This is a genomic window from Puniceibacterium antarcticum (genome assembly GCF_002760615.1).
Classification (GTDB): domain Bacteria; phylum Pseudomonadota; class Alphaproteobacteria; order Rhodobacterales; family Rhodobacteraceae; genus Puniceibacterium; species Puniceibacterium antarcticum.
Genome location: NZ_AWWI01000111.1, coordinates 1 through 14,797, shown reverse-complemented (window position 1 = coordinate 14,797; position 14,797 = coordinate 1). Strand labels below are relative to the sequence as shown.

The window sequence follows — 14,797 nt, the reverse complement described above, 5'->3', positions numbered from 1 at the left end:
CGTGGAGTGGCCCATGGGACGGCCGTTTGGGGCGGTTTATCTCGGCAGCGTCAGTGATGGTTGCTGCCCTTATCAAAGCGCCAGCCTGCCTCGCGTTTGGCGATGTCGGCTGGCGCGGCCCGGCGCGCGTTTGCGCGCCTAGCTGATTTAGCGGCTGAGCCCACCGTGTAGCGTCGGCACGTCGAGCGAGGCAAAGCCGTAGTGGCGCAGCCAGCGCAGGTCAGAGTCGAAGAAGGCGCGCAGGTCGGGAATGCCATATTTCAGCATCGCGATCCGGTCGATCCCCATGCCAAAGGCAAAGCCCTGCCATTGCGACGGGTCCACACCCGCCGAGCGCAGCACATGCGGGTGAACCATGCCGGAGCCGAGCACTTCGAGCCAGCCGTCGCCTTCGCCGATCTTGAGCTGTCCATCGACCCAAGAGCATTGGATATCAACCTCGGCCGAGGGTTCGGTGAAGGGGAAATGTGAGGCGCGGAAGCGGGTCTTGATCCCGTCGACCTCGAAAAAGGCGGCGAAGAATTCTTCGAGCACCCATTTGAGGTTGGCCATCGAGATGTCCTTGTCGATGGCGAGGCCTTCGACCTGATTGAACATCGGCGTGTGGGTCTGGTCGTAATCGGCGCGGTAGACGCGGCCGGGCGCAATGATGCGGCATGGCGCGCCGTGCTTTTCCATATGGCGGATCTGCACCGGGCTGGTGTGGGTGCGCAGCACATGGGGCGGGCGGTTGTCGCCCGGCGCGCGGTGCATGTAAAAGGTGTCCATCTCGGCCCGGGCTGGGTGGTGGCCGGGGATGTTCAGCGCGTCGAAATTGTACCAATCGGTGTCAACCTGCGGGCCTTCGGCCACGGCAAAGCCCATGTCGGCAAAGATCGCGGTCACTTCTTCGGTCACCTGAGAGATCGGGTGGATCGAACCCTGACGGCGGCCCCGGGCGGGCAGCGTCACGTCGAGCCATTCGGAGCGCAGGCGGTCGTTCAGCGCCGCATCCCCCAGCGATTCCTTGCGCGCGGCAAGGGCCGAGTTGATCTCGTCCTTGAGGGCGTTCAGCGCGGGGCCTGCTGTCTGGCGTTCCTCGGGCGTCATGCGGCCCAGTTCGCGCATCTGCAGGCTGATTTCGCCCTTTTTGCCAAGCGCCTGAACGCGCAGTGCCTCAAGCACGTTTTCGTCGCCGGCATCGGCGATGGCCTGAATATATTTGTCGCGCAGATCGGTCATGGTGGCCTCCGGAAGTCCTTGGCGCTCTGCTAGCACAGCGACCCGGGAATGCAAGCTTTCGGGCGCTGGTCTTGACCACTGCGATGCGGCAGGGTGCGCAAAACGGACAGGAGACGGATATGAGTGACGACGGCGTTCATCTGGAAAACGTGCATCTGGCGCTGGATGTGGCAGCACTGGGGGCGGAAATGCAAAGCCTGCGCACCGTGGACGGGCGCGAAGTGCTGTGGCAGGGCGATGCGGCGTTTTGGGGCGGACGCGCGCCGGTGCTGTTCCCGATTGTCGGGCGCGCGCCCAAGAACCGGATCGCGGTGGGGGAGTTTGAGGCCGAGATGGCGCAGCATGGGTTTGCGCGGCGGTCGGTGTTCGAGCTGGAAAAGAGCAGCCCGGAGATGTGCCGCCATGTGCTGCGCGACAGTGATGCGACGCGGGCGGTCTATCCGTTTGAATTTGCACTGCGGCTGACGCACCGGCTGGACGGCGCGGCGGTCGAGGTGCGCGCCGAGGTCGAGAATTGCAGCGAGGGTGAGATGCCGTTCGGGTTCGGTTTTCATCCGGCCTTTGTCTGGCCCCTGCCCGGCTGTGCGGGTCAGCAACACGAGGTGGTGCTGGACAATGGTGGCGCGCCGCTGCGGGCCGCTCTGGAGGACGGGCTGCTGGCGGCGGGCACGCATCCGTCACCCTTTGATGCCGGGCGCCTTTCGATCACGCCGGGGATGTTCGATCAGGATGCGCTGGTGTTCCCCGAGGGCGCTGGACCCGGGCTGCGCTATGGCGTGGCGGGGGGCGCAAACCTGACGTTCCAGTTCGACACCCTGCCCAACCTCGCGCTGTGGAGCAAGCCGGGCGCGCCGTTCCTGTGCATCGAGCCGTGGCACGGGATGGCGGCGCGGGTTGGCGGATCGCACCAGATTGCGGAGCGCCCGTTCAGCGTGACGCTGCCAGCAGGCGGCGTGGCGCGGTTCGGCTATCGGATGGCGTTGAACCTCTGAGCCCCAACGCAAAACGCCACGAGGTTTCCCCCGTGGCGTTTCAGAATGTCAGTCCGTGTCGCCGGTTCAGGCGGCTGCGGGCAGGGCTGCCTTGGCCTGAGCGGCGATGGCGATGAATGCCTCAGGCTCGTGCACGGCGAGATCGGCCAGAACCTTGCGGTCCACTTCGATACCGGCGAGTGCCAGACCGTTGATGAAGCGCGAATATGTCAGTTCGGGATCGTACATGCGGACGGCCGCGTTGATCCGCTGGATCCACAGAGCGCGGAAGTTGCGCTTGCGGTTCTTACGGTCGCGTGTCGCGTACTGGTTTGCCTTGTCGACGGCCTGTGCAGCCACCTTGAAGGTGTTTTTCCGACGGCCATAGTAACCCTTGGCTTGATCGGTGACTTTTTTGTGACGGGCGTGGGTAACTGTCCCACCTTTAACTCTTGCCATGATTGAGGCTCCTTATATCTGCAGGTCTATCAGCGGTCGTAGGGCATGTAGCCCTTGACGATCTTGGCGTCCGGAGCCGACAGAGCCGACGTCCCGCGCGCATCGCGGATGAACTTGGTGGAGCGCTTGATCATGCCGTGCCGTTTGCCGGCCTGGCCTGCCATCACTTTACCAGTGGCAGTCACCTTGAAGCGCTTTTTAGCGCTCGACTTGGTCTTCATCTTGGGCATTTCCGTCTCCTTAACGTTTGGGTCGGTTAGGACGCACGACTCGGCATGCCAAGTGGGCCGGACGTGCGCGGATTGAGTGGGCCGTATAGGCGGCGACCGGAGCCGATGCAAGGGGTTTTGAGGGGGGCAGGCATCAGAGGCGCCGGGGAGGCAAAAACTGCGGCGCCCCCCGAAAGGCGGCGCCGCGATAGCTGTTACGGATCTGCGCAGAAGCTGCGGATCAACCTGGATCGGTGGTGTAGATCAGGCGTTCGTCACAGGGCGCCACGCGCAGGATGTTTGTGGTGCCAGAGGTGTTGAAGGGCACACCGGCGGTCACGACGATCTGATCGGAGGTGGTCGCATAGCCCCCTTCACGTGCGGCGCGGGCGGCACTGACAACGGCCTCTTTAAACCGTTCAAGCACACCGATCTGGACGGTGTTGGTGCCCCAGAGCAGCGCCAGACGCCGCGCGGTGTTCAGCGAGGAGGTGAGCGCAAGGATCGGCACACGCGGACGTTCGCGCGCGACCAGCTGGGCGGTTGTGCCCTTTTGGGTAAAGCAGACGATCGCCTTGATATCCGTCGTCTCGGCGATTTCACGCGCGGCGGCGACGATGCCGTCGGCAATCGAGGTGCGTTTTGCCGCGCGGGAGGCGTCGATGACCTGACGATAGGTCGGATCGCTTTCGACCTCCATCGCGACGTTGTGCATGGTTTCCACAGCCTCGACCGGATAGGCGCCGGCCGCAGATTCAGCAGAGAGCATGATCGCATCGGTGCCTTCGTAGATCGCGGTGGCGACGTCGGACACTTCGGCGCGGGTCGGCATGGGCGATTCGATCATCGATTCGAGCATCTGGGTCGCGACGATCACCGGCTTGGCGGCGGCGCGGCATTTGCGGATCAGGCGTTTCTGTATCGGCGGCACGTTCTGCACCGGCAGTTCCACACCCAGATCCCCCCGGGCGACCATGATGCCGTCGGACACTTCGAGGATCGCATCAAAGGCGGTCACACCCGCAGGCTTTTCGATCTTGGACAGGATCGCAGCGCGGCCCTTGCAGAGTTCGCGCGCCTCAAGCACATCCTCGGGACGCTGCACGAAGCTGAGGGCGAGCCAGTCGACACCCAGCTGGCAGACGAATTCCAGATCCTTGCGGTCCTTGGCCGAAAGAGCGGCCAGCGGCAGCACCACATCGGGCACGTTCACGCCCTTGCGGTTGGAGATCGTGCCGCCGTTGATCACGATGCAATCGGCGAAATCCTTGCCACAGGTTTCGACCTTGAGGCGGATCTTACCGTCATTGACCAGAAGGTGTGCGCCGGGTTCCAGCGCCTCGAAAATCTCGGGATGGGGGAGGTTGACGCGGGTGGCGTCCCCTGCGGCCTTGTCCAGATCCATGCGGAAGGCAGCGCCTTTGACCAGCTCTTCTTCGCCATTGGCAAAGACGCCGACGCGCAGCTTTGGCCCCTGAAGGTCAGCAAGGATGCCGATGGGGCTGTTCAGATCCACCTCGACCTGACGGATGATCGCGTGGCGTTCGCGAATCTCGTCATGGCTTCCGTGACTCATGTTGAGGCGGAACACATCTGCCCCGGCTTCGTGCAGCTTGCGGATCATGTCGTAATCCGAAGATGCCGGCCCCAGCGTGGCCACGATTTTTACATTGCGCAATCGTCTCATATATCAGTGTCCCGTCTGGAATTTCTGCGGTCGTGTCAGAGCTGCGGCCCCGGTACCCCTTTTTGGGTCGGACCCCGTGCCCATTTCGCACGATGCCCCGGTGCCCGTTCGATTTTCGTTACCGCTAACACATCAGCGCCCTTATTGCGTATTTCCCCTGAACGCGCAACTCCTCTGTAGAGATGCGGCAAAGAGATGACATGACCATGACCTACACTCCTTACCATATAGATGGAAGCGGGCGAAACAGTCCCTGGTTGATCACCTGCGACCATGCCAGCAATCTGGTCCCGCCTGATTTGGGGGCATCTCTGGGGCTGGCGCCCGAAGATATGGCACGCCACATCGCCTTTGACATTGGTGCGGCGGGGGTTGCGCGCGCCCTTGGGCAGGTCCTGAATGCGCCGGTGATCTGTTCCAACTTTTCCCGGCTGGTGATCGATCCGAACCGGGGCGAGGATGATCCGACGCTGCTGATGCGGCTCTATGACGGGTCGGTGATACCGGCCAACCGCCATGCGGATGGTGCGGAAAAGGAGCGGCGGCTGGCCGCCTATCACCGCCCCTATCATGCAGCGCTTGCGGGGCTGGCGGCACGGCGCGAGGATACGGTCCTGGTATCGATCCATTCCTTTACCCCGCAATTGCGCGGGAGGCCCCCACGGCCCTGGCATATCGGCATCCTGCATGCCTGGGACGTGCGGCTGTCGGATCCGCTGATCGCGCTGCTGGACGCCGAGCCTGATCTTGCGGTCGGGCGCAACCAGCCCTATCCGGGTCATCTGCCCGGCGACAGCATTGACCGGCACGGGCTGAAACATGGCCGGCAGAACACGCTGATCGAGCTGCGCAACGACCTGATCGAGACACCAGAGGCGCAGCAGGCCTGGGCCGACCGTCTGGCGCCCATGCTTGAAGAATCGCTGCGGCGCGCCGATGTATGAGGCGCGAAAGACCTTGAAAGTATGGGATTTGAAGAATGGATGACCAGACACGTATTGAACTCGAGGCCGCCGCCTTTCGCCGCCTGCGAAAGCACCTGATGCAGGACCGACCCGATGTGCAGAACATCGATCTGATGAACATGGCGGGGTTCTGCCGCAACTGCCTGTCGCGCTGGTATCAGGAGGCCGCAAACGAGCGTGGCATCACAATGAACAAGGACGAAGGCCGCGAGGCGTTTTACGGCATGACGATGGACGCTTGGAAAGCGCAGCACCAGACCGAGGCGACCGGGGACAAGGAGGAGGCGTTCAAGACTGCTTTTGCCGAGAACGTCACCAACAAAGACTGATCCGGGACGCAGCCGAAGCCGCGCCCCGCTGCTTCGGCTGCGGGGTACAGGACACTTTCTTTGGGCCGCGTACTTTGCGCCGTGTGCTTAAGGCCATGTGGCTCAGGCCATGCGGGCCGAAGAGGGATAGACCAACGGATCCCCGCCCGGGCGGGTGCGCAACATGTCATGCACCGCGTCATCGGACAGGGTGCTGTCGATCTCTTCGGTCCAGACCCGGAAATAGGTCAGCCGGTAGCCGCCAAAGGACGTGATCATCGCCACATCCGCCGCATCCGCGCCGCGCACCATGAGGATTCGTGCCGCCCGGGGCGTGCTGTAGCGGGCGTCGAACGTGTACCAGCGCCCGCCCAGATAAACCTCGAACCAGGCGCAGAAGTCGGGCGGGCCGGAATAGGGCACGCCGATGTCACCCAGATAGCCGCTGGCATAGCGCGCCGGGATGTTCATCGCCCGACAAAGAGAGATCGCAAGATGCGCGAAGTCGCGGCAGACCCCGGTCTTTTCACGAAACACCTCTGAGGCAGTCTTGTTCGCGCGGCCGAAATGATAGCCAAAGGTCACGTGCTGGTGGACAAAGGCGACAATCGCCTCGACCCGGCCCCAGCCTTCGGCGGTCTGGCCGAAGATGTTCCAAGCCTGGGCGGTGAGGTTGTCGCTGTCGCAATAGCGGCTGGCGAGAAGGTAGCTGAGCACATCATCGGGCAGATCCGCGATCGGGTGCTGCACGGCAAAGGGGGCCTGTTCGTCCACATCGCCCGCAAAGTCGATGACGCAATCGGACCAGAGCCGGGTCGATCCGGCCGGAGTTACGATGCGTGTGATGCGGTTGCCGAATTGATCGACATAGCTGCGTGCGCCGCAGGACTGAGGGGCGCGCACAAAATCCTGCCCGATCAACCGGGCGTTCAGGGGGCTTTGACCCAGAGTGCTGTGAGTCGAGAGCGCCAGCAGCATCGGCACGGGGGCCACGCAGTCGATATCAATCTCGAATCCGAAACGGATGAGCATGGTTCGTCCTTGTTTTTAGGAATAGAGTTGGCGCAGATTTGTCGTCACAATGCGGTCGCACGTTCGATCATACGCGCCGACCCCGGAAAGGTTCCCTTGGCCCGCCGTCTGCGCGTTCTGCATCGCACCGAATACAAATACGACCGTAAGGTTGTGCTGAACCCGCACAAGCTCATGCTGCGCCCGCGCGACGGGCATGACCTGTGGGTCGATGAGGCCTTTTTGAGCATCCAGCCCGTGGCCAAGCTGCACTGGTATTTTGACACCTTCGGCAATTCGATTGCCGAGGCGACGTTTTCCAGAGAAAGCGACGTGCTGGTGATCGAAAGCGAGCTGGTGCTGCGGCGCTATGCGGGCGATCCGCTGGTGCGCGCGGGCGGCGGGCCTGCCTGCCCCTACCCCTTTGCCTATACGGACGAGGATGCGCGCGACCTGTCGCCGTATCTTGGCCTGCACAATCCCGGGGATGCCGGGGCGCTGGACCAGTGGCTGAACACCCATTTCACCGACCGTCCCGGCAGCGCCGTGCCGTTCCTGCGCAGCCTCTGTCACACAATCCACCGCGTCATGGGCTATTCCAGCCGCGAAGAGATGGGCACGCAGACCGCCGGGCAGACCATTGCCAAGGCGCGCGGGACCTGCCGCGACTTTGCCTTTCTGTTCATGGAGGCGACGCGGCGGTTCGGTTTCGCGGCGCGGTTCGTCACCGGCTATCTGAACGATGCGGGCAGTGGTGATGGCGCGCCGGTCGGCGGAGGGGCAACCCATGCCTGGGCCGATGTCTTTGTCCCCGGCGAGGGCTGGATCGAGTTCGACCCAACCAACCGTCTGACCGCAGGCAGCGCACTGATCCGGGTGGCAACGACGCGCACACCGGCGCAGGCCTCGCCGATCTCGGGCAGCTATCACGGGGCGGGCGCGGTGTTTCTGGGCCTGACCGTGTCGGTCAGCGTGACGGAAGTGGACTGATCGGCTATGCTGATCTGCAATGGGACGCAGGCTTGCGGATCCCCCGGTGGGGGCCTAAGGCTGCGGACTTTGATAAAGTGGAGTGGCCGAATGGATATGAATAGACGCACAGTGCTGATGACCGGCGCGGCGGTATCGCTGCTGGCCCTGATGCCCCGCCGCGCGATGGCGGCGTTCCGCCCCGAGCCGAACGGCTGGCGCGAGTTCGAGCTGACGACCAACATCGCCCTGCCAGAGACGTCAGAGGCGGCACAGGTCTGGGTGCCGCTGCCTGCGGTCGATCAGGCGGGCTGGAGCAAGCCCGGCGCGACGCAATGGACCACCACGGCCGACCGCGCCGAGGTTGTGAGCAACCCCGAAACCGGCGTGATGATGCTGCATGCCGAATGGGATGCGGGCAACACCAAGGCAAAGGTGCTGGATCTGGTCAACACCGTTTCAGCCCAGAGCCGGGACACGGATCTGTCCAAGCCCGGCGAGACGCCGGACCTGTCGGCAGAAGAGCGCACGCTTTATACATCCGCTGTTGCGTTGATCCCGACCGATGGTCTGGTCAAGGAAACGTCGGACAAGATCACCGAGCTGGCAGAGAGCGATCTGGAAAAGGCGCGGCTGATCTATGACTGGATCGTGGAAAACACCGCGCGCAATCCCGAAACCCGTGGCTGTGGTCTGGGCGATGTCGCATCCATGCTGGCGGTGGGCGATCTGACCGGCAAATGCGCCGATCTCAATTCGCTTTACGTCGGGCTGGCGCGGGCGGCGGGGATTCCGGCGCGCGACGTCTATGGTCTGCGCGTGGCGAAATCCGAGTTCGGCTACAAGAGCCTGGGCGCCGGTTCGCCGGATGTGACCAAGGCACAGCATTGCCGCGCTGAGGTGTTTCTGGATGGGTTCGGCTGGGTCGCCGTCGACCCCGCTGATGTGCGCAAGGTCATGCTGGAAGAGCCGCCCAAGGATCTGCCGCTGGATGATCCCAAGGTGGTCGAGGCCCGCAATGTGCTGTTCGGTGGCTGGGAAGGCAACTGGATCGCCTATAACTTTGCCCATGATGTGGTTCTGCCCGGCTCGAACGCGGATCCCATCGCGTTTCTGATGTACCCGCAGGCCGAACTGGCCGGCGCGCTGATGGACCCGCTGGACATGGACAACCGTTATTACACGATCACGGCGCGCGAACTGACCGCGTGACACTTTCGCGGGGTGGCGCAGGCTGCCCCGCGCCCATCGGTGCATTTCCGGCAGGAGCGCCGCATCTTTGACCGCTGCCCCGGCATCGCCGCCCCGAGGCCAATAGACGGATCGCGGCGCGAAACGGTGAGATTTCAGGACATCACGAGGGTCTGATGGCTGCTGTCGGCAGGCCCCTGTCGTGCCGCGCCCCTGATCTGGCGTCTGCCCGCGAAGTAATCAGGACCTGCATGATTGCCCATTAAGCGGGCAAAATCGTCGGGCTGAGCGCAATCACCTGCACCAATTCGCGCATTGGTGCGGGACTGGATTTCCGGCTTGCGCAATTTGTCGGTCAAGGGGCGAGTCATACGGCCCCGAAACGACATGGAGCGTAAAGATGAGACAGTTCACGAAAGGCTTTGCAGCCCTCGCTTTGGCTGCGGGTCTGGCCTTCGCGCAGGGGGCTGCCGCGCAGGGGACCTTGCGGATCGGCATGACGGCCGCAGACATTCCGCTGACCACCGGCCAGACAGATCAGGGCGGCGAAGGCATGCGGTTCATGGGCTATACGGTCTATGATTCGCTGATCGAATGGGACCTGACCAGCGCGGACAAGCCGTCTGTGCTGATCCCCGGGCTTGCCAGCGAATGGGCGGTCGATGCCGAGGACAAGACCAAGTGGACCTTCAAGCTGCGCGAGGGCGTGACCTTTCACGACGGCAGCCCGTTCACGTCCGAGGTGGTTGTCTGGAACCTAGACAAGCTGCTGGATGAAACGTCCGAACAGTATGATTCCCGTCAGGCCGCACAGGGCAAGTCGCGCATTCCCGCGGTTGCGAGCTATACCGCCGTTGACGAATATACGCTTGAGATCGTGACCAAGGAGCCGGACGCCACCCTGCCCTATCAGCTGGCCTGGATCCTGATGTCGTCCAAGGCGCAGTTCGAGGCGCTGGGAAAAGACTGGGAGGCGTTTGCCGCCACACCGTCTGGTACCGGGCCCTGGAAGCTGGAAACCTTTGTGCCGCGTGAGCGTGCCGAAATGGTGCCCAACACCGATTACTGGGATGAAGCCCGTATTCCCAAGCTCGACAAGATGGTGCTGATCCCGCTGCCCGAGCCGAACGCCCGTGCCGCCGCGCTGTTGTCCGGTCAGGTCGACTGGATCGAGGCGCCCGCGCCCGACACCATTCCCGCGATGACCGGCAACGGCTTTGTGATTTCGTCCAACGCCTATCCGCACAACTGGACCTGGCACCTGTCGCGTGTGGACGGGTCGCCCTGGAATGACATCCGCGTGCGCAAGGCTGCGAACCTTGCCATCGACCGCGAGGGCATGGGCGCCTTGCTGGGCGGCCTGATGGTTCCGGCCAAGGGGTTCCTGCCGCCGTCGTCGCAGTGGTTCGGCGAGCCGACATTTGACGTGCGGTATGACCCCGAAGAGGCCAAGGCGCTGCTGGCCGAGGCCGGTTACAGCGTTGAGAACCCGCTGAAGGTCAAGGCGCTGATCTCGCCCTCGGGGTCAGGTCAGATGCTGCCGCTGCCGATGAACGAATACATCCAGCAAAGCCTTGCCGAAGTCGGCATCGAGGTCGAGTTCATGGTTGTCGAGTGGAACCAGATGATCAACCTGTGGCGTGCAGGGGCCGCTGATCCAGCGGTGGAAGGATCGGAATCGATCAACTTTACCTATTTTATCCAGGATCCGTTCACCGGGCTGATCCGCCACCTGTCCTGTGATCTGATCGCGCCCAACGGCACCAACTGGGGCCATTACTGCGATCCGGAAATGCAGGCGCTGTTCGAGCAGATCAAGACCACCTTTGACCCTGCCGAACAGGATGCGGTGCTGCGCAAGACCCATGAGAAGTTCGTGAACGATGCGCTGTTCCTGATGGTCACCCATGACGTAGCGCCCCGCGCCCTGTCGCCCAAGGTCAAAGGCTTTGTCCAGGCGCAGAACTGGTATCAGAATTTTTCGTCCATCACGATGGAATGATCTGATCCCCGCCCCCTGCCGCGCCCACTGCGGCGGGGGGCTTTCCAATATGAGGAATGCCAAGTGTTCAGCTATTTCCTGCGCCGCGTGATCCTGATGCTGCCTGTCGCCTTTGGTGTTTCGGTCATCTGCTTCATGCTGGTCCAGATCGCCCCGGGTGATCCTTTGACCGCAATCATGCCGGTGGATGCCACCGCAGATGAACAGGCCGCAATGCGCGCCGTCTACGGCCTAGATAAACCGCTGCCGGTGCAATATGCGATCTGGATCGGCAACCTTGCCCAAGGCGACATGGGCCGGTCGATTGCATCCGGGCGCCCCGTCGCGGGCGAGGTGTTCGGCGCCGTGAACAATTCGCTGCTGCTGGCGTTCAGCGCCGCGGTCATCGCCTTTCCCATCGGGATCTTCCTGGGGTTTCTGGCGGGCTATTTCCGCGACAGCTGGATCGACCGCGTGGTCACGGCGATTTCCATCGCCGGAGTGTCGGTGCCGAATTACTGGCTGGGCATCGTTCTGGTCATCATCTTTTCCGTCAATCTGGGCTGGTTGCCGTCGATGGGCGCGGGTCCGGGGGGATCGCAGGACTGGTCCTGGGACTGGCTGCACATGCGCCATCTGGTGCTGCCCGCCGTCACACTGGCCGTGGTGCCCATAGGGATTGTTGCGCGCACGGTGCGCGCACTGGCGGGGGATCTGCTGACGCAGGATTTTGTGCAGGCGCTTTATGCCAAGGGGATGAGCCGGGGCGATGTACTGCGCCATGTGGCGCGCAATGCCGCCGCGACCGCGCTGTCGGTGATGGGCCTGCAGCTGGGGTATCTGCTGGGCGGTTCGATCCTGATCGAGACGGTGTTCAACTGGCCGGGGTCGGGTTTTCTGCTGTCCAATGCGATCTTTCAGCGCGATCTGCCGCTGCTGCAGGGGACCATCCTTGTGCTGGCCCTGTTCTTTGTGGGGATGAACCTGATCGTCGACGTGGCGCAGGCCGCCATCGACCCCCGTATCAAGAGGAGCTGAGCCATGAGCGCGGTTGAAACCCTCGAAGAGCCGGTCGCGGAATCGGGCAAGGGCTACTGGTCGGGTGTCGGCGCGCGGCTGATGCGCGATCCGCTGACGCTGCTGTGCATGAGCGTGATCCTGTTGCTGATCCTGTCGGCGGTCTTTGCGCCATGGCTGGGTCTGGCTGATCCCTACAAGGGGTCGATGATCGCGCGGCTGAAACCCATCGGCACACCGGGGCATATCCTGGGCACGGATGAGCAGGGCCGCGACATGCTGGCCCGGCTGATCTATGGCGGGCGGCTGACGCTGTTCATTGGTCTGACCCCCGTGGTGCTGGCGTTTTTCATCGGTGGGACGCTGGGCATTGTGGCGGGCTATGCCGGGGGCTGGGTCAACACGCTGATCATGCGCACGGTGGATGTGTTCTTTGCCTTCCCCTCGGTCCTGCTGGCCATCGCCATTTCGGGGGCGCTGGGGGCGGGGATCGTCAATTCGCTGGTGTCGCTGACCATCGTGTTCATCCCGCCGCTGACGCGGGTGGCCGAGGCGGTGACATCGGGTGTGCGCGCGCTCGACTACATCGATGCGGCGCGGGCGTCGGGGGCGAATGCGCTGACGGTGATCCGGGTGCATGTGATCGGCAACGTGCTGTCGCCGATCTTTGTCTATGCCACCTCTCTGACCAGCGTCTGCATGATCCTGGCGGCCGGTTTGTCGTTCCTTGGCATCGGGGTGCGCCCGCCAGAGCCGGAATGGGGTCTGATGCTGAACACCCTGCGATCCGCGATCTATGTGAACCCCTGGCTGTCGGCCCTGCCGGGGCTGATGATCTTTATCACCTCGCTCTGCCTCAACCTGCTGAGCGATGGCGTAAGGAGTGCAATGAATGTCCGTGACTGAACCCCTGCCCGACACCGCGCCCGACAAGGGTGGCCCGGCGCAACCGCTGCTGATTGTGCGCAATCTGCAGAAATATTTCCCCGTGCGCGGCGGCATTCTGGGTGGCAAGAAGGCCGTGGTGCAGGCGGTGGATGGTGTGTCGTTTGAGGTCAAGAAGGGCGAGACGCTGGGCATTGTCGGCGAATCCGGCTGCGGCAAGTCCACAACCGCGCGCCTGTTGATCGGCCTGATCGATAAGGACAAGGGCGAGATCATCTATGATGGTCAGGACCTTGGCGGTGCGCTGTCGTTGCGCGATCTGCGCCGGGGCGTGCAGATGGTGTTTCAGGACAGCTATGCCTCTCTTAACCCGCGCCTGACGATTGAGGAATCGATTGCCTTTGGTGCGCGCATTCAGGGGTTGTCGGACCCGGTGGGCCGTGCGCGCAAGCTGATGGAGCGTGTGGGGCTGGCGCCGGATCGGTTTGCCCAGCGGTACCCACATGAGGTGTCGGGCGGGCAGCGCCAGCGCATCAACATTGCGCGCGCGCTGGCCATGTCGCCGCGTCTGGTGGTGCTGGACGAAGCCGTCTCGGCGCTGGACAAATCGGTCGAGGCGCAGGTGCTGAACCTGCTGGCGGATCTGCGGCGCGAGTTTGGCCTGACCTACATCTTTATCAGCCATGATCTGAACGTGGTGCGCTATATCTCTGACCGGATCTTGGTGATGTATCTGGGCGAGGTGGTCGAGATTGCGCCGGTGGATGACATCTGGGCGTCGCAGGCACATCCCTATACGCGCTCACTGTTTTCGGCGATGCCGTCGATGGATCCGGACAACCGCACGATGGAGCCGCCGCTGGCGGGCGATCCGCCCAACCCGATCAATCCACCGTCGGGGTGCCGGTTCCACACGCGCTGCCGCTTTGCCGAATCTGTCTGCAAGGCCAAGGTGCCGACATTGCGCCCGCTGGCTGTGGGGTCAGAGCATATGGCGGCCTGCCATCTGCATGATCTGGGATCAGGCCACAGCAAGGCGGGAAAGGACGTGCTGTCATGACCGAGAACCTTGTCGATATCCGCAACCTGAATGTCCGCTTTACCGGCGCGCGCACGGTGCATGCGATCAACGACCTGACCCTGACCCTGAAGCAGGGCGAGACGCTGGCGCTGCTGGGCGAATCCGGGTCGGGCAAGTCCGTGACGCTAAAGACCTTGCTGCGTCTGCTGCCGCCAAAACGCAGCAAGATTGATGGCGCAATCGAGGTCAACGGTGTCGATGTACTGACCCTGTCGGGCAAGAAACTGCAGGCCTATCGCGGCGAAGAGGTGTCGATGGTGTTTCAGGAGCCGGGTCTCGCGCTGGACCCGGTCTATACTGTGGGGGATCAGATCGCGGAATCCGTGATGCGCCACAAGGGCGTGCGCCGCGAAGAGGCGCTGTCAACCGCGCTCGACATGCTGCGCCGGGTGCGCATTCCGTCGCCCGAGCGGCGGCTGAAAAATTATCCGCACGAGCTGTCGGGGGGGATGTTGCAGCGGGTGATGATCGCGCTGGCGCTGGCCTGCCGTCCGCGCCTGTTGCTGGCGGATGAGCCGACGACGGCGCTGGATGCAACGGTGCAGATCCAGATCCTGCTGCTGCTGCGCGATCTGCAAAAGGAATTCGGAATGGGGGTGATCTTTGTCACCCATGACATCGGCGTAGCCGTCGAAGTGTCCGAACGCATTGCCGTGATGTATGCCGGCCAGATCGTCGAAGAGGGCACAACCCGCCAGATCATCAAGGACCCGCGCCACCCCTATACGCGGGGGCTGCTGGCGGCGAACCTGCATGATGCGGCGCGCGGCGCACGGCTGAACGCCATTCCGGGCGCGCCGCCGCCGCTGGACACGCGGCCCGACGCCTGTTCCTTTGCGCCG

15 protein-coding genes are annotated in these 14,797 nt (G+C 63.3%); 10 read left to right on the top strand and 5 right to left on the bottom strand.

Annotated features, from left to right (window positions below; translation table 11 throughout):
• Positions 1 to 147 precede the first annotated feature (147 nt).
• A complete protein-coding gene (pheS, locus tag P775_RS15395) occupies positions 148 to 1,221 on the bottom strand; it encodes a phenylalanine--tRNA ligase subunit alpha (protein ID WP_099911806.1) in 1,074 nt (357 codons plus the stop codon).
• A 119-nt stretch (positions 1,222 to 1,340) separates the two neighbouring features.
• Here pheS and P775_RS15390 point away from each other — a divergent pair, with 119 nt between their 5' ends.
• Positions 1,341 to 2,213, top strand: coding sequence for an aldose 1-epimerase family protein (locus tag P775_RS15390; protein ID WP_099911805.1), 873 nt, complete (start codon positions 1,341 to 1,343; stop codon positions 2,211 to 2,213).
• Positions 2,214 to 2,279: 66 nt separating this feature from the next.
• Here P775_RS15390 and rplT read toward each other — a convergent pair whose 3' ends face one another.
• The 3 genes from rplT to pyk all read right to left on the bottom strand — a co-directional run bounded on the left by rplT (position 2,280) and on the right by pyk (position 4,547).
• Entirely contained in the window at positions 2,280 to 2,651 is a 372-nt protein-coding gene (gene rplT, locus P775_RS15385) for a 50S ribosomal protein L20 (RefSeq protein ID WP_099911804.1), read from the bottom strand.
• 29 nt (positions 2,652 to 2,680) lie between these two features.
• On the bottom strand, positions 2,681 to 2,881 hold the full coding sequence (rpmI, locus tag P775_RS15380) for a 50S ribosomal protein L35 (RefSeq protein ID WP_099911803.1): 201 nt from the start codon (positions 2,879 to 2,881) through the stop codon (positions 2,681 to 2,683).
• A gap of 220 nt (positions 2,882 to 3,101) precedes the next feature.
• Complete coding sequence (pyk, locus tag P775_RS15375; protein WP_099911802.1) at positions 3,102 to 4,547, bottom strand: pyruvate kinase; 1,446 nt, start codon at positions 4,545 to 4,547, stop codon at positions 3,102 to 3,104.
• Positions 4,548 to 4,753: 206 nt separating this feature from the next.
• Here pyk and P775_RS15370 point away from each other — a divergent pair, with 206 nt between their 5' ends.
• Together P775_RS15370 and P775_RS15365 are read left to right on the top strand one after the other, a co-directional pair.
• The gene (locus tag P775_RS15370; RefSeq protein ID WP_099911847.1) at positions 4,754 to 5,491 is read left to right on the top strand and encodes an N-formylglutamate amidohydrolase; all 738 of its coding nucleotides are present in this window, start codon (positions 4,754 to 4,756) and stop codon (positions 5,489 to 5,491) included.
• 35 nt (positions 5,492 to 5,526) lie between these two features.
• Positions 5,527 to 5,841 (top strand): DUF1244 domain-containing protein, encoded by a 315-nt coding sequence (locus P775_RS15365; RefSeq protein ID WP_099911801.1) that lies wholly within the window; start codon positions 5,527 to 5,529, stop codon positions 5,839 to 5,841.
• Between the two features lie 102 nt (positions 5,842 to 5,943).
• On the opposite strand, the gene P775_RS15360 is transcribed toward P775_RS15365, so the two are convergent.
• Positions 5,944 to 6,852: a transglutaminase-like domain-containing protein gene (locus tag P775_RS15360; RefSeq protein WP_099911800.1), complete on the bottom strand. Its 909-nt coding sequence runs from the start codon at positions 6,850 to 6,852 to the stop codon at positions 5,944 to 5,946.
• A 96-nt stretch (positions 6,853 to 6,948) separates the two neighbouring features.
• Between P775_RS15360 and P775_RS15355 the strand changes: the two genes are divergently transcribed.
• From P775_RS15355 to P775_RS15325, 7 genes are all read left to right on the top strand, one after another.
• Positions 6,949 to 7,821 carry a transglutaminase family protein gene (locus tag P775_RS15355; protein WP_218967716.1) on the top strand — a complete coding sequence of 291 codons (873 nt, stop codon included), beginning with the start codon at positions 6,949 to 6,951 and terminating at the stop codon, positions 7,819 to 7,821.
• Between the two features lie 90 nt (positions 7,822 to 7,911).
• Positions 7,912 to 9,012 (top strand): transglutaminase-like domain-containing protein, encoded by a 1,101-nt coding sequence (locus P775_RS15350; protein ID WP_099911799.1) that lies wholly within the window; start codon positions 7,912 to 7,914, stop codon positions 9,010 to 9,012.
• A gap of 379 nt (positions 9,013 to 9,391) precedes the next feature.
• Positions 9,392 to 10,993: an ABC transporter substrate-binding protein gene (locus P775_RS15345; RefSeq protein WP_099911798.1), complete on the top strand. Its 1,602-nt coding sequence runs from the start codon at positions 9,392 to 9,394 to the stop codon at positions 10,991 to 10,993.
• 63 nt (positions 10,994 to 11,056) lie between these two features.
• The gene (locus P775_RS15340) at positions 11,057 to 12,010 is read left to right on the top strand and encodes an ABC transporter permease (protein ID WP_099911797.1); all 954 of its coding nucleotides are present in this window, start codon (positions 11,057 to 11,059) and stop codon (positions 12,008 to 12,010) included.
• Between the two features lie 3 nt (positions 12,011 to 12,013).
• A complete protein-coding gene (locus P775_RS15335) occupies positions 12,014 to 12,895 on the top strand; it encodes an ABC transporter permease (RefSeq protein ID WP_099911796.1) in 882 nt (293 codons plus the stop codon).
• Entirely contained in the window at positions 12,882 to 13,934 is a 1,053-nt protein-coding gene (locus P775_RS15330) for an ABC transporter ATP-binding protein (RefSeq protein ID WP_099911795.1), read from the top strand. The genes P775_RS15335 and P775_RS15330 overlap by 14 nt, the downstream gene beginning before the upstream one ends.
• The coding region (locus P775_RS15325; protein ID WP_099911794.1) for an ABC transporter ATP-binding protein at positions 13,931 to 14,797 on the top strand (867 nt) is incomplete at its 3' end. The genes P775_RS15330 and P775_RS15325, both read left to right, overlap by 4 nt.

Coding starts and splice junctions, on each gene's coding strand:
- P775_RS15360 (WP_099911800.1), bottom strand. CDS start 6,852: ATGCTCATCCGTTTCGGATTCGAGATTGATATCGACTGCGTGGCCCCC.
- P775_RS15350 (WP_099911799.1), top strand. CDS start 7,912: ATGGATATGAATAGACGCACAGTGCTGATGACCGGCGCGGCGGTATCG.
- P775_RS15330 (WP_099911795.1), top strand. CDS start 12,882: ATGTCCGTGACTGAACCCCTGCCCGACACCGCGCCCGACAAGGGTGGC.
- rpmI (WP_099911803.1), bottom strand. CDS start 2,881: ATGCCCAAGATGAAGACCAAGTCGAGCGCTAAAAAGCGCTTCAAGGTG.
- P775_RS15345 (WP_099911798.1), top strand. CDS start 9,392: ATGAGACAGTTCACGAAAGGCTTTGCAGCCCTCGCTTTGGCTGCGGGT.
- P775_RS15365 (WP_099911801.1), top strand. CDS start 5,527: ATGGATGACCAGACACGTATTGAACTCGAGGCCGCCGCCTTTCGCCGC.
- pheS (WP_099911806.1), bottom strand. CDS start 1,221: ATGACCGATCTGCGCGACAAATATATTCAGGCCATCGCCGATGCCGGC.
- rplT (WP_099911804.1), bottom strand. CDS start 2,651: ATGGCAAGAGTTAAAGGTGGGACAGTTACCCACGCCCGTCACAAAAAA.
- P775_RS15335 (WP_099911796.1), top strand. CDS start 12,014: ATGAGCGCGGTTGAAACCCTCGAAGAGCCGGTCGCGGAATCGGGCAAG.
- P775_RS15390 (WP_099911805.1), top strand. CDS start 1,341: ATGAGTGACGACGGCGTTCATCTGGAAAACGTGCATCTGGCGCTGGAT.
- P775_RS15370 (WP_099911847.1), top strand. CDS start 4,754: ATGACCTACACTCCTTACCATATAGATGGAAGCGGGCGAAACAGTCCC.
- pyk (WP_099911802.1), bottom strand. CDS start 4,547: ATGAGACGATTGCGCAATGTAAAAATCGTGGCCACGCTGGGGCCGGCA.